Source organism: Sulfuricurvum sp. (genome assembly GCF_030691015.1).
Classification (GTDB): Bacteria; Campylobacterota; Campylobacteria; order Campylobacterales; family Sulfurimonadaceae; genus Sulfuricurvum.
Genome location: NZ_JAUYFF010000008.1, coordinates 119,231 through 146,036 on the forward strand (window position 1 = coordinate 119,231; position 26,806 = coordinate 146,036).

General features: G+C 43.2%; 35 protein-coding genes. 18 read left to right on the top strand and 17 right to left on the bottom strand.

From position 1 onward, the window contains the following. Positions 1-26 precede the first annotated feature (26 nt). Genes Q8O20_RS06965 through Q8O20_RS06980 form a run of 4 tightly spaced genes read left to right on the top strand, consistent with a single transcriptional unit; the run spans position 27 to position 3,017 of the window. A complete protein-coding gene (locus tag Q8O20_RS06965) occupies positions 27-857 on the top strand; it encodes an SIR2 family protein (protein WP_305530572.1) in 831 nt (276 codons plus the stop codon). Between the two features lie 10 nt (positions 858-867). After that, the gene (locus Q8O20_RS06970; protein ID WP_305530573.1) at positions 868-1,464 is read left to right on the top strand and encodes an ATP-dependent Clp protease proteolytic subunit; all 597 of its coding nucleotides are present in this window, start codon (positions 868-870) and stop codon (positions 1,462-1,464) included. Next, positions 1,464-2,675: an ATP-dependent Clp protease ATP-binding subunit ClpX gene (gene clpX, locus Q8O20_RS06975; protein WP_305530574.1), complete on the top strand. Its 1,212-nt coding sequence runs from the start codon at positions 1,464-1,466 to the stop codon at positions 2,673-2,675. The genes Q8O20_RS06970 and clpX overlap by 1 nt, the downstream gene beginning before the upstream one ends. A 51-nt stretch (positions 2,676-2,726) precedes the next feature. Then, complete coding sequence (locus Q8O20_RS06980; RefSeq protein WP_305530575.1) at positions 2,727-3,017, top strand: nucleotidyltransferase family protein; 291 nt, start codon at positions 2,727-2,729, stop codon at positions 3,015-3,017. A 141-nt stretch (positions 3,018-3,158) separates the two neighbouring features. On the opposite strand, the gene Q8O20_RS06985 is transcribed toward Q8O20_RS06980, so the two are convergent. Both Q8O20_RS06985 and Q8O20_RS06990 read right to left on the bottom strand, forming a co-directional pair. After that, complete coding sequence (locus tag Q8O20_RS06985) at positions 3,159-3,707, bottom strand: hypothetical protein (RefSeq protein ID WP_305530576.1); 549 nt, start codon at positions 3,705-3,707, stop codon at positions 3,159-3,161. Beyond that, positions 3,692-4,819, bottom strand: a complete 1,128-nt coding sequence (locus Q8O20_RS06990) for an ATP-binding protein (RefSeq protein WP_305530577.1) — start codon at positions 4,817-4,819, stop codon at positions 3,692-3,694. Before Q8O20_RS06990 ends, Q8O20_RS06985 begins: the two co-directional genes overlap by 16 nt. Before the next feature lie 198 nt (positions 4,820-5,017). Between Q8O20_RS06990 and Q8O20_RS06995 the strand changes: the two genes are divergently transcribed. The 3 genes from Q8O20_RS06995 to Q8O20_RS07005 all read left to right on the top strand — a co-directional run bounded on the left by Q8O20_RS06995 (position 5,018) and on the right by Q8O20_RS07005 (position 7,499). Continuing rightward, positions 5,018-6,202 carry a NifS family cysteine desulfurase gene (locus Q8O20_RS06995; protein ID WP_305530578.1) on the top strand — a complete coding sequence of 395 codons (1,185 nt, stop codon included), beginning with the start codon at positions 5,018-5,020 and terminating at the stop codon, positions 6,200-6,202. After that, the gene (locus Q8O20_RS07000) at positions 6,202-6,540 is read left to right on the top strand and encodes a hypothetical protein (protein ID WP_305530579.1); all 339 of its coding nucleotides are present in this window, start codon (positions 6,202-6,204) and stop codon (positions 6,538-6,540) included. Before Q8O20_RS06995 ends, Q8O20_RS07000 begins: the two co-directional genes overlap by 1 nt. 74 nt (positions 6,541-6,614) lie before the next feature. Continuing rightward, entirely contained in the window at positions 6,615-7,499 is an 885-nt protein-coding gene (locus tag Q8O20_RS07005; RefSeq protein ID WP_305530580.1) for a diguanylate cyclase domain-containing protein, read from the top strand. A gap of 18 nt (positions 7,500-7,517) precedes the next feature. Here Q8O20_RS07005 and Q8O20_RS07010 read toward each other — a convergent pair whose 3' ends face one another. Both Q8O20_RS07010 and Q8O20_RS07015 read right to left on the bottom strand, forming a co-directional pair. Further along, the gene (locus tag Q8O20_RS07010) at positions 7,518-8,219 is read right to left on the bottom strand and encodes a pirin family protein (RefSeq protein ID WP_305530581.1); all 702 of its coding nucleotides are present in this window, start codon (positions 8,217-8,219) and stop codon (positions 7,518-7,520) included. A gap of 85 nt (positions 8,220-8,304) precedes the next feature. Then, positions 8,305-10,500, bottom strand: coding sequence for an SLC26A/SulP transporter family protein (locus Q8O20_RS07015; RefSeq protein ID WP_305530582.1), 2,196 nt, complete (start codon positions 10,498-10,500; stop codon positions 8,305-8,307). A 94-nt stretch (positions 10,501-10,594) separates the two neighbouring features. Between Q8O20_RS07015 and Q8O20_RS07020 the strand changes: the two genes are divergently transcribed. Beyond that, positions 10,595-11,476, top strand: coding sequence for a DMT family transporter (locus Q8O20_RS07020; RefSeq protein WP_305530583.1), 882 nt, complete (start codon positions 10,595-10,597; stop codon positions 11,474-11,476). A gap of 4 nt (positions 11,477-11,480) precedes the next feature. Here Q8O20_RS07020 and Q8O20_RS07025 read toward each other — a convergent pair whose 3' ends face one another. The 6 genes from Q8O20_RS07025 to Q8O20_RS07050 form a co-directional block, all read right to left on the bottom strand. Next, positions 11,481-11,741, bottom strand: a complete 261-nt coding sequence (locus Q8O20_RS07025; RefSeq protein ID WP_305530584.1) for a hypothetical protein — start codon at positions 11,739-11,741, stop codon at positions 11,481-11,483. Between the two features lie 78 nt (positions 11,742-11,819). Further along, positions 11,820-12,218: a 4Fe-4S dicluster domain-containing protein gene (locus Q8O20_RS07030; RefSeq protein WP_305530585.1), complete on the bottom strand. Its 399-nt coding sequence runs from the start codon at positions 12,216-12,218 to the stop codon at positions 11,820-11,822. Further along, positions 12,218-12,601 carry a NifB/NifX family molybdenum-iron cluster-binding protein gene (locus Q8O20_RS07035; protein ID WP_305530586.1) on the bottom strand — a complete coding sequence of 128 codons (384 nt, stop codon included), beginning with the start codon at positions 12,599-12,601 and terminating at the stop codon, positions 12,218-12,220. Before Q8O20_RS07035 ends, Q8O20_RS07030 begins: the two co-directional genes overlap by 1 nt. Positions 12,602-12,612: 11 nt before the next feature. Continuing rightward, positions 12,613-12,987, bottom strand: coding sequence for a 4Fe-4S dicluster domain-containing protein (locus tag Q8O20_RS07040; protein ID WP_305530587.1), 375 nt, complete (start codon positions 12,985-12,987; stop codon positions 12,613-12,615). 10 nt (positions 12,988-12,997) lie between these two features. Continuing rightward, entirely contained in the window at positions 12,998-13,444 is a 447-nt protein-coding gene (locus tag Q8O20_RS07045) for a molybdopterin-binding protein (RefSeq protein WP_305530588.1), read from the bottom strand. Between the two features lie 10 nt (positions 13,445-13,454). Beyond that, complete coding sequence (locus Q8O20_RS07050) at positions 13,455-14,345, bottom strand: NifU family protein (RefSeq protein ID WP_305530589.1); 891 nt, start codon at positions 14,343-14,345, stop codon at positions 13,455-13,457. A 104-nt stretch (positions 14,346-14,449) separates the two neighbouring features. Between Q8O20_RS07050 and Q8O20_RS07055 the strand changes: the two genes are divergently transcribed. From Q8O20_RS07055 to Q8O20_RS07070, 4 genes are all read left to right on the top strand, one after another. Then, positions 14,450-14,845: a NifB/NifX family molybdenum-iron cluster-binding protein gene (locus Q8O20_RS07055; RefSeq protein WP_305530590.1), complete on the top strand. Its 396-nt coding sequence runs from the start codon at positions 14,450-14,452 to the stop codon at positions 14,843-14,845. After that, positions 14,838-15,065: a hypothetical protein gene (locus tag Q8O20_RS07060; RefSeq protein WP_304740285.1), complete on the top strand. Its 228-nt coding sequence runs from the start codon at positions 14,838-14,840 to the stop codon at positions 15,063-15,065. The genes Q8O20_RS07055 and Q8O20_RS07060 overlap by 8 nt, the downstream gene beginning before the upstream one ends. A gap of 10 nt (positions 15,066-15,075) precedes the next feature. Further along, complete coding sequence (locus tag Q8O20_RS07065; protein WP_305530591.1) at positions 15,076-15,555, top strand: hypothetical protein; 480 nt, start codon at positions 15,076-15,078, stop codon at positions 15,553-15,555. A 97-nt stretch (positions 15,556-15,652) separates the two neighbouring features. Then, a complete protein-coding gene (locus Q8O20_RS07070) occupies positions 15,653-16,738 on the top strand; it encodes a hypothetical protein (RefSeq protein ID WP_305530592.1) in 1,086 nt (361 codons plus the stop codon). Between the two features lie 2 nt (positions 16,739-16,740). On the opposite strand, the gene Q8O20_RS07075 is transcribed toward Q8O20_RS07070, so the two are convergent. Continuing rightward, the gene (locus Q8O20_RS07075) at positions 16,741-17,049 is read right to left on the bottom strand and encodes a hypothetical protein (protein ID WP_305530593.1); all 309 of its coding nucleotides are present in this window, start codon (positions 17,047-17,049) and stop codon (positions 16,741-16,743) included. Positions 17,050-17,124: 75 nt separating this feature from the next. Between Q8O20_RS07075 and Q8O20_RS07080 the strand changes: the two genes are divergently transcribed. From Q8O20_RS07080 to Q8O20_RS07090, 3 genes are all read left to right on the top strand, one after another. Further along, a complete protein-coding gene (locus Q8O20_RS07080; RefSeq protein WP_305530594.1) occupies positions 17,125-17,682 on the top strand; it encodes a hypothetical protein in 558 nt (185 codons plus the stop codon). A 246-nt stretch (positions 17,683-17,928) separates the two neighbouring features. Continuing rightward, positions 17,929-18,417 (top strand): PAS domain-containing protein, encoded by a 489-nt coding sequence (locus tag Q8O20_RS07085; protein ID WP_305530595.1) that lies wholly within the window; start codon positions 17,929-17,931, stop codon positions 18,415-18,417. Then, complete coding sequence (locus tag Q8O20_RS07090) at positions 18,395-19,828, top strand: methyl-accepting chemotaxis protein (RefSeq protein ID WP_305530596.1); 1,434 nt, start codon at positions 18,395-18,397, stop codon at positions 19,826-19,828. The genes Q8O20_RS07085 and Q8O20_RS07090 overlap by 23 nt, the downstream gene beginning before the upstream one ends. Before the next feature lie 8 nt (positions 19,829-19,836). On the opposite strand, the gene Q8O20_RS07095 is transcribed toward Q8O20_RS07090, so the two are convergent. From Q8O20_RS07095 to Q8O20_RS07105, 3 genes are read right to left on the bottom strand one after another with little or no spacing between them, the layout of a single operon-like run. Continuing rightward, entirely contained in the window at positions 19,837-20,256 is a 420-nt protein-coding gene (locus Q8O20_RS07095; protein ID WP_305530597.1) for an ArsC/Spx/MgsR family protein, read from the bottom strand. After that, positions 20,253-20,495 carry a hypothetical protein gene (locus tag Q8O20_RS07100; RefSeq protein WP_304740303.1) on the bottom strand — a complete coding sequence of 81 codons (243 nt, stop codon included), beginning with the start codon at positions 20,493-20,495 and terminating at the stop codon, positions 20,253-20,255. The genes Q8O20_RS07095 and Q8O20_RS07100 overlap by 4 nt, the downstream gene beginning before the upstream one ends. A 24-nt stretch (positions 20,496-20,519) precedes the next feature. Further along, complete coding sequence (locus tag Q8O20_RS07105) at positions 20,520-20,849, bottom strand: nitrogen fixation protein NifQ (RefSeq protein WP_305530598.1); 330 nt, start codon at positions 20,847-20,849, stop codon at positions 20,520-20,522. Positions 20,850-20,967: 118 nt separating this feature from the next. Between Q8O20_RS07105 and Q8O20_RS07110 the strand changes: the two genes are divergently transcribed. Next, positions 20,968-21,822: an energy transducer TonB gene (locus Q8O20_RS07110; protein WP_305530599.1), complete on the top strand. Its 855-nt coding sequence runs from the start codon at positions 20,968-20,970 to the stop codon at positions 21,820-21,822. A gap of 13 nt (positions 21,823-21,835) precedes the next feature. Further along, complete coding sequence (locus Q8O20_RS07115) at positions 21,836-22,486, top strand: energy transducer TonB (RefSeq protein WP_305530600.1); 651 nt, start codon at positions 21,836-21,838, stop codon at positions 22,484-22,486. A gap of 11 nt (positions 22,487-22,497) precedes the next feature. Here Q8O20_RS07115 and Q8O20_RS07120 read toward each other — a convergent pair whose 3' ends face one another. From Q8O20_RS07120 to Q8O20_RS07130, 3 genes are all read right to left on the bottom strand, one after another. Next, the gene (locus tag Q8O20_RS07120) at positions 22,498-24,549 is read right to left on the bottom strand and encodes a diguanylate cyclase (protein ID WP_305530601.1); all 2,052 of its coding nucleotides are present in this window, start codon (positions 24,547-24,549) and stop codon (positions 22,498-22,500) included. Between the two features lie 64 nt (positions 24,550-24,613). After that, the gene (locus Q8O20_RS07125; RefSeq protein WP_305530602.1) at positions 24,614-25,546 is read right to left on the bottom strand and encodes a CoA ester lyase; all 933 of its coding nucleotides are present in this window, start codon (positions 25,544-25,546) and stop codon (positions 24,614-24,616) included. Next, the gene (locus Q8O20_RS07130) at positions 25,515-25,877 is read right to left on the bottom strand and encodes a cytochrome c (protein WP_305530603.1); all 363 of its coding nucleotides are present in this window, start codon (positions 25,875-25,877) and stop codon (positions 25,515-25,517) included. Before Q8O20_RS07130 ends, Q8O20_RS07125 begins: the two co-directional genes overlap by 32 nt. Positions 25,878-25,945: 68 nt before the next feature. On the opposite strand from Q8O20_RS07130, the gene folD reads away from it, so the two are divergent. Then, positions 25,946-26,803, top strand: a complete 858-nt coding sequence (gene folD, locus Q8O20_RS07135) for a bifunctional methylenetetrahydrofolate dehydrogenase/methenyltetrahydrofolate cyclohydrolase FolD (protein WP_305530604.1) — start codon at positions 25,946-25,948, stop codon at positions 26,801-26,803. Positions 26,804-26,806 lie beyond the last annotated feature (3 nt).

Consider the following 26,806-nt stretch of genomic DNA (forward strand, 5'->3'; position numbering starts at 1 on the left):
TTTCCAAAGCTCCACAAGGGATCACGATGGACACCATAATAGAGACGATCAAAAAAGAGTTGCGGAATCAGACCACGATCCCCTACTTCGGGTTAGGGGTGTTTGAGGGAATACTAACCAAAGAGGGAGAAGCTGTCCCGCATGATAGCGATTCGCTTATTTTGGCGATGAACGGGGGACGTGCGATGTCACCGCGCCTCATGTTCGAATACTCCCGTGCCGCGATGCATCTCGAACAGCGTCGTGGGGTTGAGTATATGACACAGCTTATGACCCATATCTATACAAAACCATTCGAATCCACCCCGCTGCACAAAGCGATAGCCGATATGTCTCCGCGCTACATTGTCGATACGAATCGTGACACCAAATTTCAAGAACTCTTAGCCTACACCCCGCACTGTCTTATCATCGGTAAATCACGGATTATGGGTCATTTGAACCGTTATGAAGTGTACGAATACGATGTTGAAAACCAAAAATATTTTTTAGTGGATGACGAAGTGCTCGAAACTGCCGAAAAAATCCTCTTTAAACCGATGGGTTCACCCCTTCCCAATCCAACCTTCGTCATCTCTGACGCCGACTACGTCGATTGGCTCACCGAAGCGATGGGGGGATTTGCCGTTCCGAAGATCCTCAAAACTTACCGCAAAGCGAAAAAATACCTCTTTTTGGGAACGTCGTTCGACCGTGATACCGACCGTATGGTGGCCAATGAGCTGAGTCTGGATTTAGAGGGGGGATACGTCATTACCGACAAAGAGCTGGGTAAAAAAGAGAAAAAGTTCATCGAAAAACACCATATTGAAGTGATCCCTATGTCGCTTCCTGAATTCATCAAAGCATTTGTATAAGGAGCCTCGTATGCCGTTTATTCCAACCGTCAAAGATGTTTCACCGCGTGGAGAGCGTTATTTTGACCTCTTTTCCAAACTCCTCGGAGATCGTGTTATCGTTATCACCGAAGCAATAGATGATCATATGATGGGAGTTATCGTCTCCCAGCTCCTCTATCTGGAGGCGATGGATCCTGAAGAGCCGATCCATATGTATATCAGTTCACCCGGTGGTTCGGTGATGGCGGGATTAGCCATATTAGATACTATGAATCTCATCAATGCCCCTGTTCATACCTACGCTATGGGTCTTGTCGCGTCGATGGCGGCGGTACTCTTTACCTGCGGCGAAAAAGGGCATCGCTATATGCTCCCAAATGCTGAAGTGATGATCCATCAGCCTCTGGGAGGGTATTCGGGTCAAGCGAGCGACATCGAAATCCATACCAAACATATCCTGAACCTCAAACGCCGCCTCTACGTAATCCTCGCAGAAGCAACGGGTAAAAGTGCTAAAGTAATCGAAAAAGAGTCCGACCGCGACAACTATATGGAAGCCTCGCAGGCAATCGAATTTGGTCTAGCCGATGAAATCCTCACAAAATTCACCTCAAAGGATGTCTGATGAGTACTGAAAAATCGTGTTCATTTTGCGGGAGAAAGCAAAGCGAAGTGAAAAAAATGTTCTCCTCGGAGACGACCCATATCTGTAACGAGTGTGTCACCACCTGCTCGGCAATACTCCAAAAAGAGGTACGTTACGAGCAACGCTCCGCGATGCAACAACAACTCCCGACCCCTGAGAAGATCGTCGAGTTTTTGGACAAATACATCATCGGTCAATATGACGCGAAAAAAGTCCTCGCCGTCGCCCTCTACAACCACTACAAACGGATCGAAAACCCGATCTACAATAATGTCGAACTTGAAAAATCGAACATTATGCTCGTAGGACCGACGGGAAGCGGTAAAACCTTGCTCGCCAAATCGCTCTCTAAAATCATGCAAGTCCCCTTCGCCGTTGCCGATGCGACAGCCCTCACTGAAGCGGGTTATGTCGGTGAAGACGTCGAGAGTATCCTCAGCCGCCTCCTTGCCGCCGCGAACTATGACATCGAACTCGCACAACGGGGGATCATCTACATCGACGAAGTGGACAAAATCGCCCGCAAGGGTGAAAGCTCCACGATGGGTCGCGATGTCTCAGGCGAGGGAGTACAGCAAGGATTGCTCAAAATCCTAGAGGGTGCCGAAGTCTACGTCCCCGTCAAAGGGAGCCGTAAGAACTCTACGACGGAGACGGTACTCTTTAACACCGCTCACGTCCTCTTCGTCTGCGGAGGAGCCTTTGTCGGTCTCGTCCCTGACACCCACACGAAAAAAACGAACAAAGTAGGATTCAGCAAAAGTGCCTCTGCCGATGCGAAACCGAAAAAAATCGATGCCAAAGCGCTCGTCCATTACGGGATGATCCCCGAATTTATCGGACGTATCCCCGTCGTCGCACAGCTGGGTGAACTCACCAAAGCTCAAATGATCCAAATCCTCCAAGAACCGGATAACGCCCTCATCAAACAGTTCCAAGCATTGTTCGACATGGACGGCATCGAGTTGAATTTCGAGCCAAAAGCTCTCGAAGCGGTCGCGCAAAAAGCAATCGATAGAGGTGTCGGTGCGCGGGGATTACGGGGGATTATCGAGGAGGCAATGCTTCCGTTGCAGTTTAGCTGTCCGTCGAAGAAGAATCTCCAAAGCGTCACTATCACCGAATCGGTCATCGACAATCCGGACAATGAGCCTATCTACGTCTACAAAGAAGAGCACGCAGAAGCGTAGTTGAAATACACCCTATTGCCTATGGGGTGTCAGTTAGGTTATAATCATCGTATGAAACTGCAAGATGCCATTGAAGTATTAGAATCGTACAAACGTAACCACGCTGAGGAATTCGGAATTGTTCGCATCGGTATATTCGGCTCCGTGGCACGAGATGAAGCGACACAAGAAAGCGACGTCAATGTCGTTATTGAGACGAAGCATCCCAATCTTTTTAAACTCTCCCGTATCCGTCTCGATCTCGAAGAACTGATGCACACCCATGTCGATCTCATCAGCTACCGTGAGAGCATGCACACGTTCTTAAAAGAACGAATCCAAAAAGAAGCGATCTATGCCTGAAAAGGCTCTGCTGATTGAAACCCTAACAATAGTATGATTCTTCAGTTGCAAAAAAAGCAACCTGTCCTCTTTTTCCTTTTTCCAATTGAAGACGATACAGTCATACTCGCACGACTAGGCAGTCTATGTTATATAAAATAATTAGGAACAGATTGTCGATAATTTAGACTGCAAAGAAGTACACTCAATAAATGGAGCTTTTCTATGAATTGTTGATACTAAAACATTCATGATAGTATCTATTGGTGTACCACTATGACAATATAAATAAAAAACAGGCATATTGGCAGTTTTAGCTGGGTTATATTGTGTTGCCAATATATGTGTGGTGTTAGATACTTTTCTTAATGAAGTGGATAATAAATCACTAATAGTTTGGTGAAAAATTCGTTTTTTGACATCTATATCCATTGGTCTGATTAATAACATTACATCTGTGAGCTTAAGATGAGTTATTCCACCTCTATCTTCTTTATATGTTTCCAGATCTTTTCCTAATTCTTTGCAACACATGTCAAAAAAAGAAAGCAATAAACTTTTTTCTTCTACTAAAATATACTTATCTGCACACTCAATGATTTTATCACAGGTAGATCCTTTTGAATCCAAAGGATCACCATCAATAATAGTGTATGAATGAAGATTGCTATCACAGCAACCTTCTTGAACTTTACTTAAAGGTATTGCCACATTACATCCTCAAGTGGACCCAATAATTCTTTTTGTAGATTTTGCCAATTTTCTTCATTTAAAATGGTATTCGAGACAACACCATCTACTTCATTCAAAAGATTGAATGAAACACGGTCTCTAATGCCTTTATTTTTTGCTAAAGCATTAAGATAATCAGCCATATACGGGCTATGTGTTGAAAATACAATCTTTACTCCTGCATTCATGAGTTCTATAAACAACTCTACCATTTTCAACTGCCATGTAGGATGAAGGTGTACTTCAGGTTCTTCCCAAAATAGCGTTGAACCTTTTTTGAGAGCCTTATTCGTAACAAGATATTGGAGCAATCCGATGCTTTTTATACCGGAAGAAGCATTTACTATATCAAAAATCTTATCATTTGATTTAAATATAAAGCTGTCACCACTATCCTCGATGTTACCTTTGATAATTGCTTTTGATTTTATTATAAAAGATTTTATAAACTCGTCTTGTTCTTCATCTGTAAATGAATAGTCTTTATCAAGTATTTTAAGTAAAGATTCAATGTGATAAGGTGTTTTTCCTTTATCTCGAATCATAAATTTTTTAAACTCAAGGATAAGTGGTGTTTCAACAAAAAGTACATTATCCGGTACTTCCCAATCATCTTGCTTAGAAGTTATAACATCAATTGACAAGTTATTCTCATCATATTTCAAGTTAAAAAAGTCGCTTGTAATTTCAAATTTATTTGATATTTGATTTAAGTTTCCAAAAATCGATTCTAATATATTTTTGTATGAAAACTTTACCAGTTCCTCTATATCTTTTTCTTTTTGAGAAATTTTTTCATTTATATCTCTATAATTTTTTAGATGAAATAAAATTTCATCAATTTTTTCTTTTGATAAATTTGGCATAACATTTTTTTTAAATTTATCATAGTCACTCAGTACTTCCTTCGCGACTTCTAAACCAACTTTATACTCTGATTTCGTTTTATGAAACGACTCGTCAAATGCATACAAAAGTTTCATAATATAGCTTTTACCTGAACCTGGTTTACCAGTAAAAACAGTTATATCTTGTATATCAAAATCACTATCTTTTATTTTTGCAAAGTTTTTCAGATTTAAATGAGCCATTTTTCTTCTTTATTTTACAATTTCATAAGGGTTTGAATCACTTTACCACATGATGAATTTATTAAGTGCATATATTTTACCACTTCATACATAAATATTTAACTTTACCATCAAATAATATAAAATATAAATTCTAACAAATTTCTCGAACAAATCTTGCATTCTCTCCTCATACTATCCGACATATGAGGACAAACAATGAAACGAGTCTATTTAGATAACAACGCCACCACAAAACTCGATCCTATCGTCAAAGTCAAAATGCAGCCGTTTTTCGAAGAGCTTTACGGTAACCCGAACTCATTGCACCAATACGGTATCGAAGTGCGCCCTTATCTCAACGAAGCGATGGGGAATATGTACGACGCGCTGAATGCCCCCGATGCCGATGACATCCTCATCACCTCATGCGCGACCGAGAGCAACAACACCGTCCTCAAGGGAGTCTTTTTCAAACACATCCTCCGCGATCCATCCAAAAATCATATCATCGCTTCGGCGGTTGAGCATCCATCCGTTCTCGAAACTCTCCATTTCCTCGAAGATAACGGCGCCGAGATCACCTTTGTCGATGTCGATTCATTCGGTTATGTGAGTGCTGAGCGTGTTGCGGCGGCGATCACCGATAAAACGATTCTCATCTCGATGATGTGGGCGAACAATGAAACGGGGATGATTTTCCCTGTCGAAGAAGTCGCCGCCATCGCGAAAGAGCGGGGAATCTTGTTCCATACTGATGCGGTTCAAGCAATCGGAAAAGTAAAAGTTGATTTGACCGCAACGCCGATCGATTATCTGACATTTTCGGCACATAAATTCCACGGACCGAAGGGGATCGGCGGATTGTATGTTAAAAAAGGGTCTGAACTCCCGAATCTCCTCCACGGCGGTGAACAGATGGGGGGCAAGCGTGCGGGAACGCTCAATGTCGCCTATATCATCGGGATGGGTCTAGCAATGAAACAGTCGGTGGGACATTTGGCAAAAATGAACAGCGATGTGAGAGCACTGCGTGACCGTCTCGAAGACGCGATCTCTCAGCTGCCTGATACGTTCGTCGTGGGTGATCGTGCACGCCGTACCCCGAACACCATCCTCATTTCACTGCGCGGCATCGAGGGGGAATCGATGCTGTGGGATCTCAACCGTGCAGGTATTGCGGCTTCTACGGGGAGTGCATGTGCTTCCGAATCGCTCGAAGCCAATCCCGTTATGAGCGCGATAGGACAAGACCCTGAACTCGCCCATACCGCGATCCGTCTCAGCCTCAGCCGTTTCACCACCGCCGATGAGATCGACTACACCATCGACGTATTCATCAAAGCGGCGGAACGTCTGCGCTCGATCTCCTCAACCTATGCCTATACGAACGAAGTTGGCTGATGCGCCCTTACCGCAATATCAGTGACTCGGAACTCGAAGCACTCGGTGCAACGCGCGAATGGAACAGAGAATTTCTCCTCTCCCTAGCGCTCCCCGCACACATCCTCTGGGTACATACTGCCAGAGAAAAATATCATCGCCTTGATCCGCTTGACCCCTCTTTGGTACGTACACTCACGATAGAGCGCATCCAAGGGGATGTGATTAAAACCGATTTCGGAAGTTACTCCCTCGATACGGGAAAAAATATATTTTATGCGTGCGGCTGTAAAAAGTTTTGCGATTGTTACGGGCAGCTCTATCCGCTGATGAAAAATACCCAACAATCAGCTTCCTAGCAAAATCGCTTATTCTTATACAAATACCTCGGCAATGTGCTATTATAGTACGCAAATTTGATTAAAGGTTTTTGATGAGTCTCCCGGAAAAAGAGGTATTTTTAATCACTGAAAATGATGTATGCAGTAAGCTTTTCCAATCCGCCATCGACACTCAAACTAATTTAATCATCCTCATGCATCACAATACTCCCGTACTTTTTAATAAAGCGTTTCAAACTTTTACCGGTATGCCGAATGTCAAAATGTTTCTCCGTGAATTCGGTTCTCTTTTGAACCGTTTTGTACCGCATGATGCCTACTTTCACGCAGGCAAAGCCGAAAATCAAGACAACTGGACGGAAAGTTTCTTGAATCTGCCCGAAACCGACAGAGTTGTCAGTATGATCAATTACCGTGCCGAACCGTACGCTTTTGCGGTTACCCTTGATCAACCGGTAGAAGAGTACACGATTGTTTCCTTTACCGATATTTCGCAAGATCTTATCAAACGGATCATGATCGAGAATGATGTCAGTATCGATAAAGAGAGCGGTGCATTCAACAAAGATTATTTTATCCACACCTCTAAAAGTTTTCAAAACGCGGCAGAATTCAATAAAAAAGCGATCGGGATTACAATGATAGAGTTGATGTCATCGGATAGTGAGGCCCACATATATCTGCACGATTTTACCTCCAGTATCAAATGCAATATTCGTCAGAGCGATATGCTTGTACGGTGGGACAAAAAAATATTTTTACTGGCTTATTTGGTTGAGAGCCCTGAAAATGCGATGAAGTTCAGCCGAAAATTACTCAGTGTTATGAGTGAAGAACCTTTTGAGAACCTAAAAACGATCAGTATGCGTCTCGGTACGAGTGTGCAAATAGACCAAGAAGAGATCGAAGAGATTATCACCCGTGCCGAAAGTGCATTACGACAATCCTCCGATACCTCAAAAACAACTCTCCTCTAATTTCCAATCCACAACTTATTACTCGAAATGTGCCATCGGCACATCAAATAAAAACAAATGAGCATCCCTATTGGCTGTAATCTCAAAGGTTTCATCCCCAACTATTTGGAGTTCATCACGCCGTTTCAAAATATGTCCGCACGCATTGACCTCACCGTCAAGAACAAATAAAAGTCTCCCGTATCCCGGTTTCATAGGATCAGAAACAAGAGTATGCCCCATAAAGAGATGCGATACCCGTATGCTCACATCTTGTTTTATTTGCAAAGAGTTTTTTCGTCCGTTTCCGCTGATAATAAGTGCCCAGCGGTTAAATCTGTCCATATCACAACTGCGCTGTTCATATCGGGGAACAGAATTTTTTTGACGTGGGATAATCCATAGTTGCAATAATTCAGTCTTCTCAATCGGGGAAGGATTATGCTCCAAAAGTCTAAAATTATTTTCGGCAGACATATACTGAATATGCCCTGCCCTAATCACTCCATGACTGCCATCCATATCTTTATGTTCCAAGGAGCCTTGTGTAACAATCGTAATGATCTCGGTATCACGATGCAGATGGAACTCACAGCTCCCTAAAGGCTCTATTTCTGTCTCATTGAGAAAACATAAAGCCCCAAATCTATTCTTCTCACAATGGTTGGCATCATCGTGTCTGATAAATGAATCTTTATCAGATATACCACGCTTGCCGGCTCGATGTAGAGATATTTTCATCACGCACCCCTTTCCTAAAAAAGAGTTCTCTCTTATTAGCTACTCGGATTTAAATAAAACTATTCTAGCACTTTTGTCATAAACTTTAAACATCATATTCTGCTCCAAGCTCTGAGCGGGTCAATCGAAGTCTCTCTGCTAATACCGCGGCAAGCGACAACATAAAATGGAGGGATGCTTTTTTGTGATGCTTAGAAAACAAATCGTAGGCTTCACGTGAAATGCAGTACAAATCAGTATCACTGCCGGCAATGGTATCGGTATAGTGCGGTGCACCTTCCAAAAATGAAAATTCTCCGAAAAAATTGTTTTGCCCCAAGGTACTGAGATGAACACTTTTACGTCCGGGATAGGGGAGCATAATTCTCACTGAACCGCGACGAATCAGAAAAATCTCTCCGTTTCCATCCCCTTCCGAATAAATGAGCTCCCCTTTCTTGTACGTTCGGAGTTCCGCCAGACTCCGTATCTCCTCTAACGTCTCCTCTTTTCGCCCTTTAAAAAGATCGAAATTGCTCAGATCCAGAAGCTCTTCCCCTTTTTGCTCAAGCAACCCCTCTTTAATGATCTTGTCTTCTGCCCACTCAATCGCATCATCCAGATCATCAAACACTTTAATCGGACTCAAATGCCGAAGCAAGCCGACATGATTGAAATAATTCTCCAAATCATCTCCGCTGGGGAGTTTGTGCGGTAATCGGCATAAAAGGAGATACCCCTCACGATCGTGCAGAATATCTTTTATTTGCAATAAAATATGTGCCGCCGTCAAATCGACGGTCTGTACCCGTTTCATATCCATGATGATGTATTTTTTGTGCTGTAAATCTTCTTGTAAAATCGTGTAAAGCTGATTGGCCGTTCCGAAAAAAAGGCTTCCGTGCAACTCATAAACCGAAAAATCGATTCCGTTGGTACGAAGTAGATTTTCCTCCTCTTTGCATCGTACAATCTTACTTCTTGCCTCAGTGCCGTCAAGATGACGGTACACCACCGAGGCTCCGATTTGCTGGGCGATATAAAGGACAACCGCCAAGATCAGCCCTACCCCCGCCGCCGCAATCAAACTCACGGAGAGCGCCGTAACGGCAACCGCAGCGATAATGAAAAAATCGAGCGCCGTCTGACGTGATTTCAAAAGTTTCAAACTGTGTCGATCGATCATACGCAAACCGATGACGATCAATATTCCTGCCAATGCGGCAACCGGAATCCATGCTATAAAGGTTGCCAGTACGAGAAACGCAACGACTGCCATTACCCCCTCGATAAATCCTGAGAGGTGTGTTTTACCGCCGCTGGAGATATTCACCATCGTTGCCCCCATCGTTCCCGATCCCGGCATCCCCCCGATCAATGCCGAAACAATGTTACCGGAGCCTTGAGCAATCAGTTCTTTATTGGAGTTGTGAAAAGAGTGGGTCATCGAATCGAGGATAACACACGTTTTTAGGGTATCAATCGAGAGCAATGCCGCCAAAGTCAATGCCGGAAAAAAAAGAAGTGCCATCTCTTCCCATCCGATATAGAGCATGGTTTCAAAACGTCCTGTAAACATCTGGTCAAAGTTGATCCCCTCATGTCCTCCTAACTCTCCGATAACAAAAGAGTTATTTGCCTGAAGCAAAGTAGGATCGATCAAACCAAAAGCAAAATAGGCTCCGATCCCGACGACCAATGCGGTAATAACGGCAGGGATAGCACGAAACACTCTATCGGCGTAGAGCATCGTCACAATGGTAATCAAGCCGACCGCAATACTCTGCCATTGCCAAGCACTCGTTATTTGAAACGAATCCCAGAAATGGGTTCCCTGTGGGAGTCCTAAAAATATGGGAGCCTGTGATGCAAAGATATAAAGCCCTACGCCGCTTAAATATCCGCTGACAACCGGAAAAGGCATATATTTGATCAGTTTGCCCAATCCGATCACACCGAAAGTGATCTGAAATAATCCTGCCAGCAAAGCAACGATCATCAGCATCACAAAAACAAGATCAGCCCCAATACCTTGATTAATAGTTTGCAGTGCAAAAGCGGCTAATACGGCAGCCGCAGGAGCGCTCGGAGCAGAGATCAACCGCTCTGTCCCCCCCATAAGTGACGCAACGATACCCATCGCCGCTACCCCTAAAATACCGGCAACCGCACCGTAAGCGCCATAGTGTCCGCCGATCACCGCATAAATCGTTACCCCAAACGCGATAGCAGCGGGTAACGCCACCAGCATCGCCGCCGTTCCACCCCAAAAATCACCTAGAAAATTTTCTCTTTTAAACATCAAACCCAATCCAATACCCAATCAAATCATAGAAAGTATTTTATTGTATCTAAAATTAGTGGTTGGATTTCAATATCATGCTACAATCCCCCCTATGAAACTACTCTCTTCCGATACCCGTCTGGGCATTTTGTATATGCTTATCGCTTCGTTTTTATTTGCCCTTACGATGGTGTTTGCCAAACTCCTCTCAGGTTCTATGGGGTCGGTTGAAGTGACCTTTTGGCGTAACGCTATCGGATTGGCCGTTATCGGTGTATTTGTTTTACGCAAACCGATCCATAATATCGGAGGCAAACCGATCACCCTGCTTTTCCGTGGTGTGATCGGAACGATTGCCTTACTCACCTTTTTTTATACCATCAGTGCGACTTCTCTCTCCAATGCCATCGTCTATGCTAAAACGGAGCCGATTTTTACCGCTCTGCTCGCTTTATTAGTGCTGGGTGAAAAACTAAAATCACACGCCCTCCTCGCTGTTATCGTCGGATTTGCGGGGGTGGCGATGCTCAGCGGTTTGGAAATGGGGTATTTGCACATTATGGGGATTTTGACAGGGTTTCTCTCCGCCTTGGCTTATACCAGTGTCCGCAGTCTCAAAGCCTATTATGATGAGCGAACCGTCGTCCTCTCGTTTATGGTGTCGGGTGTAGTGATCCCTCTCGTGCTGATGATGATAGCGGAATATACAACCTCAGAGCTGTTTGCCTTCGCCCTTAATCCTTTTGTTCTGCCGAGGGGAAATGACTGGGTGTGGATTGCTCTGATGGGAATTGCCGCCGCATACGGACAGATATATATGACACGCGCCTATTTTTATGCCAAGGCGGGGATTGTCAGCACGGTCAGTTATTCTGTTGTGTTATTCGCGACGTTTTTCGGGATTATGTTAGGGGATGTTCTCCCAACCCCTATGGTAGTTACGGGGGGGATATTGATTATTGTGAGCGGTATTTTACTCTCTCGGCAAAAATAGGCGTTTACAATTTAATATGTTTCGTTAAATCGTCCCCTAATTGATCAAGCGGCATTTTTTTAACTTCAGGGCTCTCTTTTTTCTCTTCTGCCATTCCGCTAACATTCCCTTCATTCGGGGCTGATACAACTTCAGGCACGCTATTTTCTTCGACCGTTGTATTCGCATCAGAGATACGTTTCTCTTCCAAATACTCATCTAAAAAAAATGCTTTAAACAGTAAAAAAGCAAAAGCAAACATAAAAGCATAGATAATTAATCGCACTTTTTCACCTCCGATTAGGTTAAATGAGTAACGTATTTTATCGTATATTGTTAACCGTTTTTAAATAAGTGGAGTCTCTTATCCAACTTCTTGCATCTCTTCAGGCTCTTCTTGAACCAATTTTCCGATACCACGCTCGCTTAGGGGAATATCCTCGCGGAAGCTTTTGGCTTTGTAGGTCGGTGATCTGAGTTTCCCCTCTTTGTTGTGACCTAGTTTGTAGATCTCTTCGTTGCGGAAATGTTCGTCAAACTCAGCCGTAAACGGCATATCCCACGTAATACATCCGATACTCGGACAAATCGCCGCACATTGAGGATCATCGTAAAGTCCGACACATTCGACACATTTGTCAGGCTGAACGTAGTATTGTTTTTTCCCCGTCGGATTAGAAGTATCATCCACAATCGCATTGACCGGACATTGTTGCAAACACGCATCACAAGTGATGCAGGTATCGTTGATAATAACAGCCATTAGAGTAGTTCCTTATCTTTAGATGTGTGGACGATTCGAAGAAGCCACGGCGGCGGATTGCCCAATAAAAGTTCTTGAAGCTTTACAATCGTCTCATCGATTCGATCATTTTCACCGGAGCGTACCGGATAGATTTTCGAAGCCAGTACCATTTTTGAAGCGGTAGGCCCTATCGCGGAGCAATAAAGAATATCCGCCTCTTGAATAGTACTGATTTTGTAGGCGAGTTTTTCGTGTTCATCCGCAATCGCATCTTCCGAACTGTCGAGTGTCTTGACATATTCGGCACTCTCAGAGGTGATACGATAAAGCTCAAAGCTTTTCGACCAACCGAAATGTTGATTGACAAAGACACCGTCAGTGGAAGCGAATGCGATGAGCACAACTTATCCTTTTAAACCGCTACCGCTTCACGCGCTTCACGCTGAGCTATAGTGATATCATCACGGAACGTTTGCGGTGCTATTTCAGGTGAAAGGAGACCCCGTTTTTTCGACTCGCTGATAACATATTCTGAGCTGTTTACATAATAGTCGTTGAACTCGGCAGTGTATGGCATATCCCAAACGATACACCCCTCAGTAGGACAGGCTGCGGCACACGCAGGTGTAGTTGCATGTCCGACACACTCGATACATTTTTCCGGTTTTACGTAGGTATATTCCCAATCATCACGCGGTGAATCACCCTCACTCGCGATTGCGCTTACAGGACATTCGTCGATACACGCATCACAGTTAATACAAGAATCAGTAATCATTACGGCCATAATAGACTCCTTAGTTAGTTTTATACAATTGCTCTTTGCATTTTTCATACGAGGTACTATCAAGTAAGGGAGTGAGTTTAATATCCACCGCTTTTAAAAGTAGTGTCACCTCACACCCCTCACATAAATGCATCCGCTCAAACGCATCGGTCGTAATGAGAGAGTTCATCATTCCGCATGGGGTATCGACACTCACTTCGCTAAGAACCAACCCCTTACGAAAATGTTGCAGTTCACCTACCAGATGGTTCTCTATCGAGACATTCCCCTCTTTGGTTTCAGTACAGATCGCTATCGCCGCCTCTTGGATACGGCATTCGACCTCATCACCGATTCGAAGCCATTTAGGGAGTTGGGTTTTGAGCAGTTTCAAATCTACCCCGTTGACGTTGACGTTGATGCAGCTAAAGAACTGATCGCTTTTAATATCTTCAACCCGTGCCGCAAAGGTATTCATGGTAAACCTCCTACCAGAGATAGATCACAATTTTTTTATCAATGACCTTTTCAAACTGCTCCAGTATCATCCCCGCCGTAGACGTAGGCCCAAGGTGGCATCCCGAACACGCACCCAGATAGCGAAGCCAAATTTCAGGGGTATCTCCGCTCACATAATTGACAAGTGCTACCCCGCCACCATCACTTGCGAGGATAGGAGCCAGATTCTCTGTAATAACCGATTCTACTTTCGCGCGCTGAGAGGGTTCATCCATCATTCGAAACGTGACATTTATGTCGGTTGCTGCATTCTGGTTACTGACGTACGTGAGGAGTGCATGGGCTTGTGCCTCTCCTGCGTGGGCAGCTTTAATCATCCACTTCATCGAGTTTAGAACATCATCGTTGCGGAGTAAAATACCTAGTTTGAGTTGAGCGGTAGGCATATTGGCCTCTGCGGCTACACTATAGTAACGGATCGATTGATCTTTATCGGCAGTGACACCGATCCCGTTTTCAAACATACCGCCTAGATAAAACGAAGCGACTTCATGACCTTGTTCCGCTGCACGATCAAAAAGCTTATATGCCGTTTGTATATCTTTAGCGACACCGAACCCTTTGACATACATCGTTCCGAGATTGACCATAGCGTCCGTGTTCGTAGCGCTCAACCCTTCCCAAATCGATTTTGCCACGGCGAACTCTTTACGATCGTATGCTCCAATCGCGCTCTCCATCAATGATTCTGCTTCCATTGTTCTCTCCTCATTTCGTTTCAAATTTATACGCAAATCGTCCATTGCCTCTTCATAACTCTCACCAAAACCTTTGACATCAGGGAAATCACAGCTGTATATCTCATAGCCGTCCCCCTCTTCATTACTGAAATAGTGATAATGGGTTCGCAACTCTTCCATACTTTGCTCTTTTTACTCATTTATAGGATGTGATTGCAATTGCCGTTCTAAATCAAAGAATAAGATATGCATAAGCGTTTATATCAATGGACAAAGGAGCAGTAATGATCGCCATCCCTGTGGAACAAAACAGCGATAATCCTATGAGTACAAAACTCTTCGGTAACGCCAAATTTTTCGCCTTAGTTGATCCAAAAAACAAACACTACACGATTATCCCCAATGAGGGGTGCGGCAACGGTATCAAAACCGCTCATTATCTGTTAGAGCAAGGGGCGACGTCCGCTTTGTACGGATTTTTAGGAGACGGTCCTTTTCATGTGATGGTACGTGAGGGGATGGAAGTGTATTGGCTCGGGAAAGAGACAATGGCGCTTAATCAAGCGATTGAGGCCGCCTTCTCTGAATCTCTGGTTCGGGTTACCCCTGAAAATGCCGATAGTTATCTCGATCCGGGTACCAATGCGGGTGCGTGTGAATGCGGGTGTAGTCATGAGTGAGATCATTACCAATGAAATGGAAGAGATTCGTCGACTTATCGTTGAGACCGTCGCCAAGCGCAACGCTCTCAAAACCGAGATGGCACAATGGTATGAAGCGCACAGTAAACGGTTTGAACATACCAATGAACTCATCACGCTCGATTCAACCCTCAGCGAGCTAGACAGTCACTATAAGCGGCTGTGGGATTACCATAATACAAAACCTATCGCATCTTAAAGGAAAAACTATGAATGAAAATCTACGCAATGACCTCATCAAACACGCCAAAGTAGCGTTTGAGCGGGCATGTACGTTACGGGAAAATGAGCGAATAGAAGTCTATCTGAATGAGGGCACAGTAAAAGTAAGCGATGTTTTGGGAGAAGATGAAAACATCCTTTATGGCCAAAATCGTATCTTGTGTTATCAGGTATGGGGGCATGATTATCTCGAAGAGGAGATCCGCACATGGATCGATCAGGCCCGAGCCGAGATCAGCCCTAAGCCGCTGGAAGAGAGTATTATCGAAACGCTGAACGCCGTTGCAGCGTCCAAAGGGCTAACCCCTGAAGAGATCACCTCCGCAGAAGTATTTGCCAACCTGAAAATGGATCAGTTAGAGCAAATCGAACACGCCATCATCGAATACTGGTGGCATAATAAAGAGGTTGAAAATGCCAAGTCGCTGGCATTGGAGCAAATCAACGAAGCACTAAAAGGGTTATAATCCAATCCTGATATAAATTAATTTTTAATTATCAATGCTATAATTCAAAATAAATCGTATTAGTGGGAGTTATTTTATGTTTTTGAAAACTGCTCTAATGTCAAGTGCCCTTTTTTTATCAGCACTTGTGATTAGTGGATGTACGACAGTTACTCCCCACGAATCTCTCAAAAACGGATTGATGAAAACATTTGATACCACCGGATATAACTATACATCGACGACACGTATTACAAAACTCTCTTTCCCTAAAAATGAAACCAATACAACATCACGGACCTCTCTCTATCTGAAAAAAGGGATTGATATCATCCGAGGATTCTCGTTTGAGATTAACGGAGCGATTGATTATCGCGAGACCATCCGATCCGAAGCAATTTATGATCTCCATTACAATAAAGACAATGTCGAAATCTCGATGAAGTTCCCGTTTTTGTTCGATTATTCGACCAAAACACTCTATATGGGGAAAACATTTCTAAATACCATTTTCCCTATGCAGGCTGAAGATGAGGGGAAATTCATACGGTTTGATCTCAATGATACTCTCATTAGTAGCCTCATCACTGAAGAGAGTATGAAACAATTTGATGAAAAGAAAGTTCACAGTATCAACGCTGCAATCAAAGAGGGGACGATCAAAGCTTTTAGCGACATAAACGGCTCGCATTTTAGTTACAAGCCGCTAAATTCTCTGGAAAAAAACAGCGGAAGTAGCAAAAAAGTTCACATCTCTCTCGATCATAATCAATCGATAAAGCTACTTTTAACCGTAACCGATTCGATAATTCAGAAAATGTACTCTGAATCACTGATTACCAAAGAGGTATACGGTTCGTATATGTTTATCAGCGATCCGAACCAACTCGAACCGCTCATCAAAGAGCTTAACCTACAGCTAGAATTTGATTTCGGTATCGCTTCGGATGGACATATTGTTTATGTCCAATCACGAATCAATGGATCCGATAAACGTGATCGTTTTGCCCTCGGGATTGAGAACACTACCTCATTGGAACATTTCAATGCTCCAAAATTCACCCTTGATCCCAAAAGTTCAGGAAGTGTTGATTACCTAAAAGCCTTTAGCAGCTGGAAAGAGCTAATCCCCGCAGATACGACCCAAGACTCATTTGAAGAGATTGAAAAGATAGTCGATACGAGCAGCGAACAAATTATCTAAAATCAAAAAAAGAACCACACCAACAGAGCGGTGGCGATAGCAAGATTTACCCAGCTTCCCCCCTCTTCAAACATCATGACTAAAAAATCAAAATAGTATTTCTCTACCCCTCCGGCGTGCAACAGTGCCTCTTTGGCATAGGCAGTGATCTCTGCACCCCAAATAAAAGCGATAATCTCAGGAACAATCAAAAATAGGACGATTCCTAAAAATCCCCACACCGACTTTTCAGGTTTCATAGCGATAAGGGCTTTTTTCGTAGCGGGACTTTGAGCGATTTGAGCGGCTTTAGCATGTAGTTTTTGTTTCATAAGCGGAAGTTTACCCTCTTTATTGATAGAACAATAATTGTATTGAGAGAGTTAACTAATCTTGAAGGAACCCTAATGTCAATCCAAAGCTACATCGCCGAGAACAAACTCGAATGGATGATCGTCTACAACGCCCCTACCGATGCGTACAAATACGCTTATCGCGGATGCCTCGTCGTAACAGAAGGTAAAGTGATCACTGCCGATAAAAGTCTCCCACCAAAAGAGATCGTGAAACAAGTGATCCTCGCTACCAACTCTGACAAAATTGACTTCTTGGCGTGTGAACTCACATCATTGGATATTTTTGAAGGTTTCGTAGCGAAATACAAAGAGTTCTTGACTCCTGAGGGGAAATATCTTCTTTTCGTCTCCGACATTATCGGAAAAGGCTCATTCGTTTATGAGGGAATCACCTTCCATACCTTTTCATTGGATGAAAGTTCTGTATGGAATGACTTGCTCGATATTGCCGATCTCTCAAAAGGGGATTTGAAAAAGATGTCCGACAAAGAGAAAATTGATGCGGTATGTAAAGAGGTTCTACGCAGTAACCTCCGTCTTAGCGAAAAAACGTACGAAGAGATCAAATCGTTCCAACGCGGCGGAAAACTCTCTTTCGGAGCGGTGTAATCCTAGTGCTCATTTCCTTTTATATAGGAAATGAGTATCCGTTCTCATACTAATGCCCGAAATTCTTTCATAGCCAATCTCCTTCACTTCCACTGCACTTGTTTACTTAACGCTACACAAATGTTAAATTCATAGTAAATTAATAGATTTACTTGATATTAATCAAAGCACTATGCTACCATACATGAATAGTCATTCACTTTTGACACTATACAAAATTAATTTATATTCATGAGGAGTAGCCCTATGGCTGGAAAAGAGGTATTTTTTCTAGACAACCAATTTATTGTCTCAAAAACAGATACATCCGGAAAAATAATATACGGTAATGAGCTATTTGTTCAAATATCAGGCTATAGTGAATCCGAATTGCTCAATCAGCCGCATAATATATTACGGCATCCTGATATGCCAGCAACCGTCTATAAACACTTATGGGATCATATTAAACAAAAAGAAGAAGTTTTTGCCTATGTTATCAATCGTACCAAAAATCAAGACTTTTACTGGGTATTTGCACATATTACTGCAAGTTTAGATGATAACAATAAGATCATTGCCTACCATTCCGTACGACGCAAACCTGATATACAAGCCTTGGATGCGATAAAACCGCTTTATCAAGCTTTATTAATAGCAGAGCGCAGCGGAGGGATTCAATCAGGAGAAGCATTACTGAATACTGAGTTACAAAAACGAAAGGTCACCTACGATGAATTTGTCCTCTCTCTCTAAATTACAACATTTAAATCTTCTCGCGATCATTGTATTTGCAATTGCACTCATTTTTGAACTTGCGACCATCGGATTTGACTGGATTCGGTTATTGAATCTCATCAATTTTGCCATTGCTTGGGCTATCTTTATTCATATACGTAAAGTTCAATCAACCATCAAAAAAGTAGCTGACGTTATGAAAGAGATTGAACAAGGGCATATGGATTCACGTATCATCTCCATTGATGAAGGCGGTGAATTAAAATCACTTTGCTGGAATACCAACAATATGATCGACCAGCTTCAAGTCTATATGAATGATACCTATTCCGTCATTGAAGCACTGAGCAAAGACCGTTTTCATCGAAAAGTTCAAATATCCGGTCTAAAAGGATCTTTTAAACGCTCGGCTGAATACATTAATCAAAACGTCGAAAAAATGAAAGATCACCACAACTCGCTTAAACTTTTTGATTTGGACGGAAAACTAGCTGAGATCAGCCGTTCCACCGGTGGTTTGGATGTTATACAGCAAGATCTTTTATATACGTTAGATAATCTATCCAATATCGCAAAACTCTCCCAAAATACGGCAACACAATCAACAGAAACCGTCGGTTCTCTCGGTGAGGTAACAAACAATCTCTTTCAATTGATTGAATTAGTCCAGAACTCCAACGACACCATCAACGTATTAAGCACTAAAGCCAATGATATTAATTCCGTCATCAACCTGATTAAAGATATTGCCGATCAAACTAATCTATTAGCACTCAATGCAGCTATCGAAGCGGCACGTGCAGGTGAACACGGTAGAGGATTTGCCGTCGTTGCGGATGAAGTACGAAAATTGGCTGAAAAAACACAAAAAGCGACTAACGAAATATCCATCGCGATACAAACACTTCAGCAAGAAACGACTGAAATTCAAGACAGCTCAGACAACATGAATACGATTGCTACAAAATCAACCAGTTTGATTCAAAGTTTTACCGATTCTATCTCCGACTTCAATACAAATGCACTCCAAACCGCAAAAGTTGTGGGAAGTATTGAGATGATTGCTTATATTACTCTGGCAAAAATTGACCATATACTCTTCAAAGGTAATGCCTATAACGCTGTATATACACGAAAAATGGACGGGAATGTTGTTGACCATCATAATTGTCGATTCGGTAAATGGTACGATACGGGACAAGGAAAAATACTGTTTAGCCACTTTCCGTCCTATAACACTGTTTTAGAACCACACAAAAAAATCCATGCGCATATTCATGAAATAGATGAAATGATCGAAAGTGAAAACGCACTATTAGAGAATAAAACAATAATAATTGACCGATTCCAAAAAGTCGAAAGTGCCTCTCAAGAATTATTTACTATTATGGATACCATGCTCAAAGAGGCTCAGGGCACGATGAAATAGCCTTAAAGTTATTCAGCCCGAATCTGCAAGCATCCCTTTTCCAGACAGTTGATTTTCGGCATTGGTTTGACATAGCGTTCCAACACTTCGGATACTCTGTCCGCATCAAACCCGCACAGTTTCTCCGTTCCGATCACCATCAGCGGGCGACGGATCAAAATCGGATTAGCCATCAGCAACTCCATGGCAGAGCCTTCATCCAGTGTTTCAGGAAAAATCTCGCCGTTTTTGATCGCGGGGGCGGCAGGATTAAACCAATCGGCTACCTTTTTACCCTCCATAAAACTGCGAAGAGTATCAGCATCCAAACCGTGTTCGAGAAGGTTTCGCTCAATGAGGGTACAGCCACTTTGACGGAGTATCTGCTTTTGCTTGGCATTGGCGGCACAAAAAGGTTTTTCATAAAAGACCACTAACTTTATCATCATTCCATCCCGATGAGCGTACGCCCTTTTTTGTTCAGATAGAAAGTATCGAATCCATCGTCTCCCGCCGTCATGCATTCACCCAAATACCCCTCGTCGTAGAGATTACTGATGATGCTACGCACCTCATCCGTATCCATCTGCGCATATTCGGCGATATCGACCGCCTCGTAGATATTGTATTCGATCTCGTCACTCAGCGAAAAAATCGCCTGCATAACCCGTAGTGTTGATTCATTCATGATATTTTCCTTTAAACCGTAATTTCACGCACTCGCCTCCGCGATCAAACAGGTAAAGCAGTGCTCTTGATCATGACACGTCGCACACGCGGGGGCAACTTTTCCGATGGCGTCGTAGAGAAATTTTTTCCAGAGTTTATCTTTGGGCTTCAGCGATGCAAGACGAGGGAAATGTGTAGCCATATAGGCACCCATTTGTACACGGCTTTTAAAGCCCAAATCCTGATAAAGATGGTTCATTTCCAGTGATTTTTTAGCGATATGCGGTGCAATCACATATCGTGCTTCATCATCTATCGCGTATTTTTTCAAATAATCTTCTATCTCACGGCATAAAGTATCCAGTTCGCTCATGGCCTTTTCCTTGGACGGTTTAAAAAGATAATGCAATTTTCGTGCACGCCCCTTTCAGAGACCATTTTTTGCCCGAAAGGCTTCTTTCATTAGGAAAATCTAGGTAGAATGCGCGGTTATGAAACGAACCAAATCTTTTTCCCTTTACGCATTTATAATCGCCGCTTTGGTTCACCTCATCATTCTACTAGTGCTTATTTTATTAGACCAATTTAAACCGCTCCCTCCTCCTCCCGAAGAAATGAGTGAGCCGAAAGAAGAGCGTTTCAGGCTCTCGATGAAAGAACGCCCGAACATTACAAAAGAGGCCATTGTTAAAAACGAGATTCCGAAAGTGATTCCAAACCGTTCGATTCCGCGCGGAGAGCAGATGATCAAAGATGCTCAGCCTCTGCCAAAACCGCAAAAGCCCAAATCGCTGACACCTGAAACTAAACCGACTCCTCCCACCCCTGAGCCGATCCCAGAACCCAGAAAAGCGTTCGAGCGCCATGTTGCCAAGCCGGTTGCTGAGATAGAGCGAAAACCCCTAGCGAAAAAAGAGTTCAGTCTCCATGACAGCCTCTCAAAAGCTGACCCCTCCGCACAGGATCGACCGACCCGTAGTTCTACCAAAATTGCCGATTCTATCCAACGTCTTTATGGGGATAAGTTCAATGAACTCTCCGAGGGGGAGCAAAAATATATCCTCGATAACCAAGAGGTAATGCGCCGTATAACCCAAGGGGTCTTGGATCGCTACGGACGAAGCCGCATCCCCGATAGCATTCGGACAAACGATACCAATATGATCGAGTTTTATCTCCTCCCTGATGGAAGCATCTCAGACATACGCTTTCTCAAAAACAGCAATCTCGCTATTTTGGATGACACGACCAAAGAGGTGATCGAACTCGCCTATTCCAAATATCCCCGACCTCAGCAAAAAACACTGATCCGCTATCGGGTATGGTATAACCTTACCGGTTATTAAACCGCTATCCTAGATGAAACCGAATCCATCTCTCCTCTCACTCCTCATCGCACTCTTGATTCATTCAGTGATACTTGTTTTGGTTTGGTATGGAATTTCCCATGAAGAGAATGAAGATAAACCTTTTTACAAAGAGAAGCGTTTCGGCGTAACCCTGAATGAAGAGACCGATATAAAGGAGAAAATTACCCCTCCATCCGCTCCGCCTCAGAGCAGTGCCATTTCAAAGGGAAAAAAAGCGGATGCACCGATGCCGCTTGCACAGCAGCCCATCCATTCGACAGAGCTCAAACGTATCACCGAAGCCGACCGAGAGAGCCTCCCCTATTCCGTTCTCCACCACTACGGTGATGAATTTTTTGAACTCTCCGCAGGAGAACAGCACTACATCATCGATAATCTTCAAAGAATCCGTAAAATAAATGAAGTGGTCGGCACTAGGTTGCTTCGTGACCGATCCGATGTCGATCCGATGGATAATAATGTCGTTGAATTCATCCTCAAGCCTGATGGAAGCATCAGCGATCTGACGTTAGAAAAAAACCGCATCGGAACGGCACTTGATGAGCTGACGTTGCAGACCATCAACCTCGCCCATCCCAAATATCCGAAACCCGAACAGCCCACACGGGTACGGATACGGGTTTATATTATCGTCAAATAAACGGATTCAACTCACTGTTTGTTATACCTATAGGTGCAAACACGGTTACGCCCTTGAGCTTTCGCTTGATAGAGTGCTTCATCCGCCCGTTTTATTGTTTCATTAAGATTATCATGGTATTCGCAAACTCCAATACTGGCCGTTTTATTTCCAACATACTCCATTGGAAATATTTCGATAGCCTTACGAATTTTTTCAGCAGCTATCTCTGCCTCAGACTCTTCCGTATTGGGGAAAATAATCAAAAACTCCTCCCCACCCCATCGTCCTAATATATCTACCGCACGACATTGACTCTTGAGAATTTCTGAGAGATTCTGAAGAACATAATCACCAACTTGATGACCATAAGTGTCGTTGACATTCTTAAAATGGTCAATATCAATAATGGCAACACTAAAGGGGATATTATAACGTTCAGCCATTTGGCAGTTTTTTTCCAACACGGCATCTAAATGGCGTCGATTATATAGCCCGGTCAGCTGATCCTTCAAAGAAATTTCTTCAATCATTTTTTTATCGGTAATATTTTGTCGAATTGCCGTATATCCGATCATTTTGCCCTGTGCATCAAAGTTTGGAGAAATATGGACACTGACCCAGTAGTAACTTCCGTCTTTAGCAATATTACGAATCTCTCCATGCCAATCTTTGCCGCTTGTAATTGTCTCCCATAAGTTCTCAAACAACTCATTGGGCATTTGCGGGTCTCGGAGTATCCGATGGTTTTTTCCTATCAATTCCTCATTCGAATATCCTGAAATTTCTTCAAACGCTTTGGATGCGTAGGTTATCTTCCCGTTTAGATCTGTAGAAGAGGTAATAACGAACCGATCAACAATTCCGACATAATTTTCGATCGAACTTTTGGCAAGTCGAAGTTCATTCGTCCGCTGATGTATTTTTTCCTCAAGATTGTGATGATGGGCTTTAATCTCTTCCGCCATTGTAAGAAACTCTTGTGAGAGATAACATAGTTCCCCCTCACACTCCGCAACGTTTAAATTAAACACCCCTTCTTTTCGAAATTGCCGCATCGACATTATGAGATTATTAATCGGACGTGTAATCCTCTTCGCACTCATAAATATAGTCCCTATAAGTGCGATTATGATAAAAATCAAAATATACAATAGTTGCTCTTCATCTTTATAAAATGTATTCAATACTTCATTTTTATCCGTTTTAACAACAATACCCCATTTTAATATAGGTTCATATCCCCAGACGGCTAAACTGGGGACACCTCGATAATCGACAATCTCACCCCTTCCCCCTTTACCTCGTACCGCCTGAACCATACCGGTGGCATTATGACCCGCATTTAATACACGTTCATTTTTATAAGCATCTGCATCGTATTTTAAGGGCATCGCCGCAACTACTTTTCCATCGGGCGTTAATGCTCCGGCGACAACTTCACCGGTTTTTCCCAAACCGTTATAATGCTTAAGCAAATCAAAAATATGATTATCATTGAGCTGTACCGCGATTACCCCTACGACTTTTTGATTCTTGAGAATGGGTGTAGCAATAAAACTCGATTTACGTTTGGAATGTGAATAGTATTCAAGCGGGCTTACAGCGCTGCTTCGGGTCGCCAATACTTGAAAACACACTTTTGCCAAAGCAGTCTTTTTCATGCTCAAATCATTTATGCTTTTTCCGTAGTCGCCCTCTTTTTTATAGCTGTAAACAACGACGCCGGTTTCGGATAAAATGAAAAAATCGTAATATCCATTCTCCTTTACGACATTCGTGACATAATTTTCAATCACAGGATCAAGTTGCATGGTTTCATTTGGATTTGTGCTCAGAAGTTTTTCGGCTATTCGCTGCTTCGCTGCTATATTTTTTAAAAGCTGCTGCTGGTATTGGAGGTTTGTCTCGATTTTATCAATCGTCTGATTAAACACCACTTGTAGATTCGAAAGGTGCTGCGCTGTGATTTCATCTTTTTTTTGATACAGCAAGGTATACGCTATCACAAGCAAAGGGACAGATGCGATAACAATCATCCATATGGCTATTCGGGTTGTAATACTTTGTAGAAATAGTTTCATATTCAACCTTCTTTAAAGCGTTATTGTAATTACTTTAATTTATTATAACTAATTTTCAATATATTTATAAACGGTTGATAATAGTCATAGCCCCTTTATAAATCGGCTCGTCGATAAATCCGTACCGCGCATCGACAAATCCGCTAATCCCCTGCGCAGAGTGTTCTTCAAAGAGTCTAACAATCTCGCGACACCGTTCTATCTCCGCTTCGCTATGCCCGAAAATCTCATGGATGAGAGTAACTTGAGCGGGAGCGATGCACCCTTTGGCATCAAATCCCATCATCTTCTCCAACTCCAGCCAGTTGCGCAGTCCGTCGCTGTTTTTATAATCTTGATACACAAACGAAACAGGTTTAACACCGCATGCACGGCACGTCATTAAAAAATGGGAAAGCATATAGTGGACGGTAGGGTTATCGGGGAGCAAAAGACTCTGAGATAGCCCAAGATCAGCGAAAAGATCAAGGACACCAAGATAATAGACTTTGATACGCGGATCGACGGAGAGATGAGAAAGGGCTAACCATCCCTCTTTCGTCTCGATGGAGAGGTGTATCTCTATATTGTCATCCACCAAGGTCAAAATACGGCGAACATCCTCAACCGAGCGGATTTTAGGGACACGAATCGCATCAGGCATAAAAGGGTTGAGAAACGCTATCTCCTCAGCACCCCCCTCATCAAGAGGGTTAACACGAACGACCAGTTTTTTATCACTCTCAGGATTGGAAGCCAATGCCATCGCGCACAGCGCTAGAGCAAACGGCTTTTGTTCACGACTGACACCGTCTTCGAGGTTCAGCATTACACACTCCGCATCAAGGAACGGAATTTTAGAGAGATGTTTGAGGTTATGGGTAGAGATCATCATAGCGGATCGAAACGACAACGAACGATTAAGTTGCCGTTTTTGCGGCAATGCCAATGCTCTTAGTGACGCAATATCGCCTGAGGAAATAAGGTTATTGAGCTTTTCGGGGTTGTTGAGCGGCACGTTTAAACTCGTCTCTGTGGAGATAATAGTAGAGGGTCTGAATCTCCGTATCGGTGAGATAATAGCGAGGCATTCCGACAATACGGCTGTTTATTTTTTCGTAAAATTCTCGAAACGGAAGTTTGTTGATCGGTTTGCCGGCGAAAATCTTCTTCTCACCTTTGTCACGATAGCGGGCGATCAGTTTCCCCTCACCCTCTTCACCGTGACATAAATGGCACCCTACTCCGCGAGGGTTATGGTACAGTCCTGCGGCATACTCTTCTTTCGTAATAAACGACTCTGCGTAAGAGAGTGTAAATGTCAAAAATAGTAGAAAAACCCCGCGCACCTGATCCCTTTAACCAATTATTAGTCTTTTAGCGGTATCATACCCAAAAACAATTTGACGGTGATTAAATGCAAATTCTTGACGGTAAAGCGCTCGCACAAAAAATCGAAGAAAAAGTCTCTCTCGGAGCAAAAGAACTCAAAGTATCAACAGGGAGAGTTCCCGGTTTGGCGGTCATTTTAGTCGGTCATGATCCAGCGAGCCAAGCCTATGTCGGAATGAAGAAAAAAGCGTGTGACCGTGCCGGATTTTACTCCGTTACCCACGAAATGCCCGATGATATTTCCCAAGACGCCATCGTTAAAACCATCGAAATGATGAACACCAATCCCAACATTGACGGTATTTTGATTCAGCTTCCCCTACCGTCTCATATCGACACCACCAAAATCCTCGAAGTGGTTGCCCCATCCAAAGACGTAGACGGCTTCCACCCCTACAATGTCGGACGTCTCGCTACGGGGTTGGACGGATTTGTACCGTGTACGCCTCTGGGAGTCATGGAACTTTTGAGCGAATACGATATCGATCCGAAAGGGAAAAACTGCTGCATCGTCGGTGCTTCCAATATCGTCGGAAAACCGATGGCAGCCCTCTTGCTTAACGCCAATGCAACGATCGAAATCTGCCATATTTTCACCGATGATTTGAAAAAACACACCCTGAATGCCGACATTGTCCTCGTCGGTGCGGGAGTCATTAATCTGATCAAAGAAGATATGGTCAAAGAAGACGCTATCGTCATCGATATCGGTATCAACCGCGCGCCAGATGGTCGCCTTGTCGGTGACGTCGATTATGACGCCGTTGCCCCTAAAACATCCTACATTACCCCTGTACCGGGAGGAGTTGGTCCGATGACCATCGCGATGCTCCTCTCTAACACCCTAAAAGCCGCCAAAATTCATGCAGAAGAAGAGAAATAACCT

Excerpts from the sequence above, each read along its gene's own strand:
- Q8O20_RS06965 (WP_305530572.1), top strand. The coding sequence starts at position 27 with ATGGACACCATAATAGAGACGATCAAAAAAGAGTTGCGGAATCAGACC.
- Q8O20_RS06970 (WP_305530573.1), top strand. The coding sequence starts at position 868 with ATGCCGTTTATTCCAACCGTCAAAGATGTTTCACCGCGTGGAGAGCGT.
- clpX (WP_305530574.1), top strand. The coding sequence starts at position 1,464 with ATGAGTACTGAAAAATCGTGTTCATTTTGCGGGAGAAAGCAAAGCGAA.
- Q8O20_RS06980 (WP_305530575.1), top strand. The coding sequence starts at position 2,727 with ATGAAACTGCAAGATGCCATTGAAGTATTAGAATCGTACAAACGTAAC.
- Q8O20_RS06990 (WP_305530577.1), bottom strand. The coding sequence starts at position 4,819 with ATGGCTCATTTAAATCTGAAAAACTTTGCAAAAATAAAAGATAGTGAT.
- Q8O20_RS06995 (WP_305530578.1), top strand. The coding sequence starts at position 5,018 with ATGAAACGAGTCTATTTAGATAACAACGCCACCACAAAACTCGATCCT.
- Q8O20_RS07000 (WP_305530579.1), top strand. The coding sequence starts at position 6,202 with ATGCGCCCTTACCGCAATATCAGTGACTCGGAACTCGAAGCACTCGGT.
- Q8O20_RS07005 (WP_305530580.1), top strand. The coding sequence starts at position 6,615 with ATGAGTCTCCCGGAAAAAGAGGTATTTTTAATCACTGAAAATGATGTA.
- Q8O20_RS07010 (WP_305530581.1), bottom strand. The coding sequence starts at position 8,219 with ATGAAAATATCTCTACATCGAGCCGGCAAGCGTGGTATATCTGATAAA.
- Q8O20_RS07015 (WP_305530582.1), bottom strand. The coding sequence starts at position 10,500 with ATGTTTAAAAGAGAAAATTTTCTAGGTGATTTTTGGGGTGGAACGGCG.
- Q8O20_RS07020 (WP_305530583.1), top strand. The coding sequence starts at position 10,595 with ATGAAACTACTCTCTTCCGATACCCGTCTGGGCATTTTGTATATGCTT.
- Q8O20_RS07030 (WP_305530585.1), bottom strand. The coding sequence starts at position 12,218 with ATGGCTGTTATTATCAACGATACCTGCATCACTTGTGATGCGTGTTTG.
- Q8O20_RS07040 (WP_305530587.1), bottom strand. The coding sequence starts at position 12,987 with ATGGCCGTAATGATTACTGATTCTTGTATTAACTGTGATGCGTGTATC.
- Q8O20_RS07045 (WP_305530588.1), bottom strand. The coding sequence starts at position 13,444 with ATGAATACCTTTGCGGCACGGGTTGAAGATATTAAAAGCGATCAGTTC.
- Q8O20_RS07050 (WP_305530589.1), bottom strand. The coding sequence starts at position 14,345 with ATGGAAGAGTTGCGAACCCATTATCACTATTTCAGTAATGAAGAGGGG.
- Q8O20_RS07055 (WP_305530590.1), top strand. The coding sequence starts at position 14,450 with ATGATCGCCATCCCTGTGGAACAAAACAGCGATAATCCTATGAGTACA.
- Q8O20_RS07060 (WP_304740285.1), top strand. The coding sequence starts at position 14,838 with ATGAGTGAGATCATTACCAATGAAATGGAAGAGATTCGTCGACTTATC.
- Q8O20_RS07065 (WP_305530591.1), top strand. The coding sequence starts at position 15,076 with ATGAATGAAAATCTACGCAATGACCTCATCAAACACGCCAAAGTAGCG.
- Q8O20_RS07070 (WP_305530592.1), top strand. The coding sequence starts at position 15,653 with ATGTCAAGTGCCCTTTTTTTATCAGCACTTGTGATTAGTGGATGTACG.
- Q8O20_RS07075 (WP_305530593.1), bottom strand. The coding sequence starts at position 17,049 with ATGAAACAAAAACTACATGCTAAAGCCGCTCAAATCGCTCAAAGTCCC.
- Q8O20_RS07080 (WP_305530594.1), top strand. The coding sequence starts at position 17,125 with ATGTCAATCCAAAGCTACATCGCCGAGAACAAACTCGAATGGATGATC.
- Q8O20_RS07085 (WP_305530595.1), top strand. The coding sequence starts at position 17,929 with ATGGCTGGAAAAGAGGTATTTTTTCTAGACAACCAATTTATTGTCTCA.
- Q8O20_RS07090 (WP_305530596.1), top strand. The coding sequence starts at position 18,395 with ATGAATTTGTCCTCTCTCTCTAAATTACAACATTTAAATCTTCTCGCG.
- Q8O20_RS07095 (WP_305530597.1), bottom strand. The coding sequence starts at position 20,256 with ATGATGATAAAGTTAGTGGTCTTTTATGAAAAACCTTTTTGTGCCGCC.
- Q8O20_RS07100 (WP_304740303.1), bottom strand. The coding sequence starts at position 20,495 with ATGAATGAATCAACACTACGGGTTATGCAGGCGATTTTTTCGCTGAGT.
- Q8O20_RS07105 (WP_305530598.1), bottom strand. The coding sequence starts at position 20,849 with ATGAGCGAACTGGATACTTTATGCCGTGAGATAGAAGATTATTTGAAA.
- Q8O20_RS07110 (WP_305530599.1), top strand. The coding sequence starts at position 20,968 with ATGAAACGAACCAAATCTTTTTCCCTTTACGCATTTATAATCGCCGCT.
- Q8O20_RS07115 (WP_305530600.1), top strand. The coding sequence starts at position 21,836 with ATGAAACCGAATCCATCTCTCCTCTCACTCCTCATCGCACTCTTGATT.
- Q8O20_RS07120 (WP_305530601.1), bottom strand. The coding sequence starts at position 24,549 with ATGAAACTATTTCTACAAAGTATTACAACCCGAATAGCCATATGGATG.
- folD (WP_305530604.1), top strand. The coding sequence starts at position 25,946 with ATGCAAATTCTTGACGGTAAAGCGCTCGCACAAAAAATCGAAGAAAAA.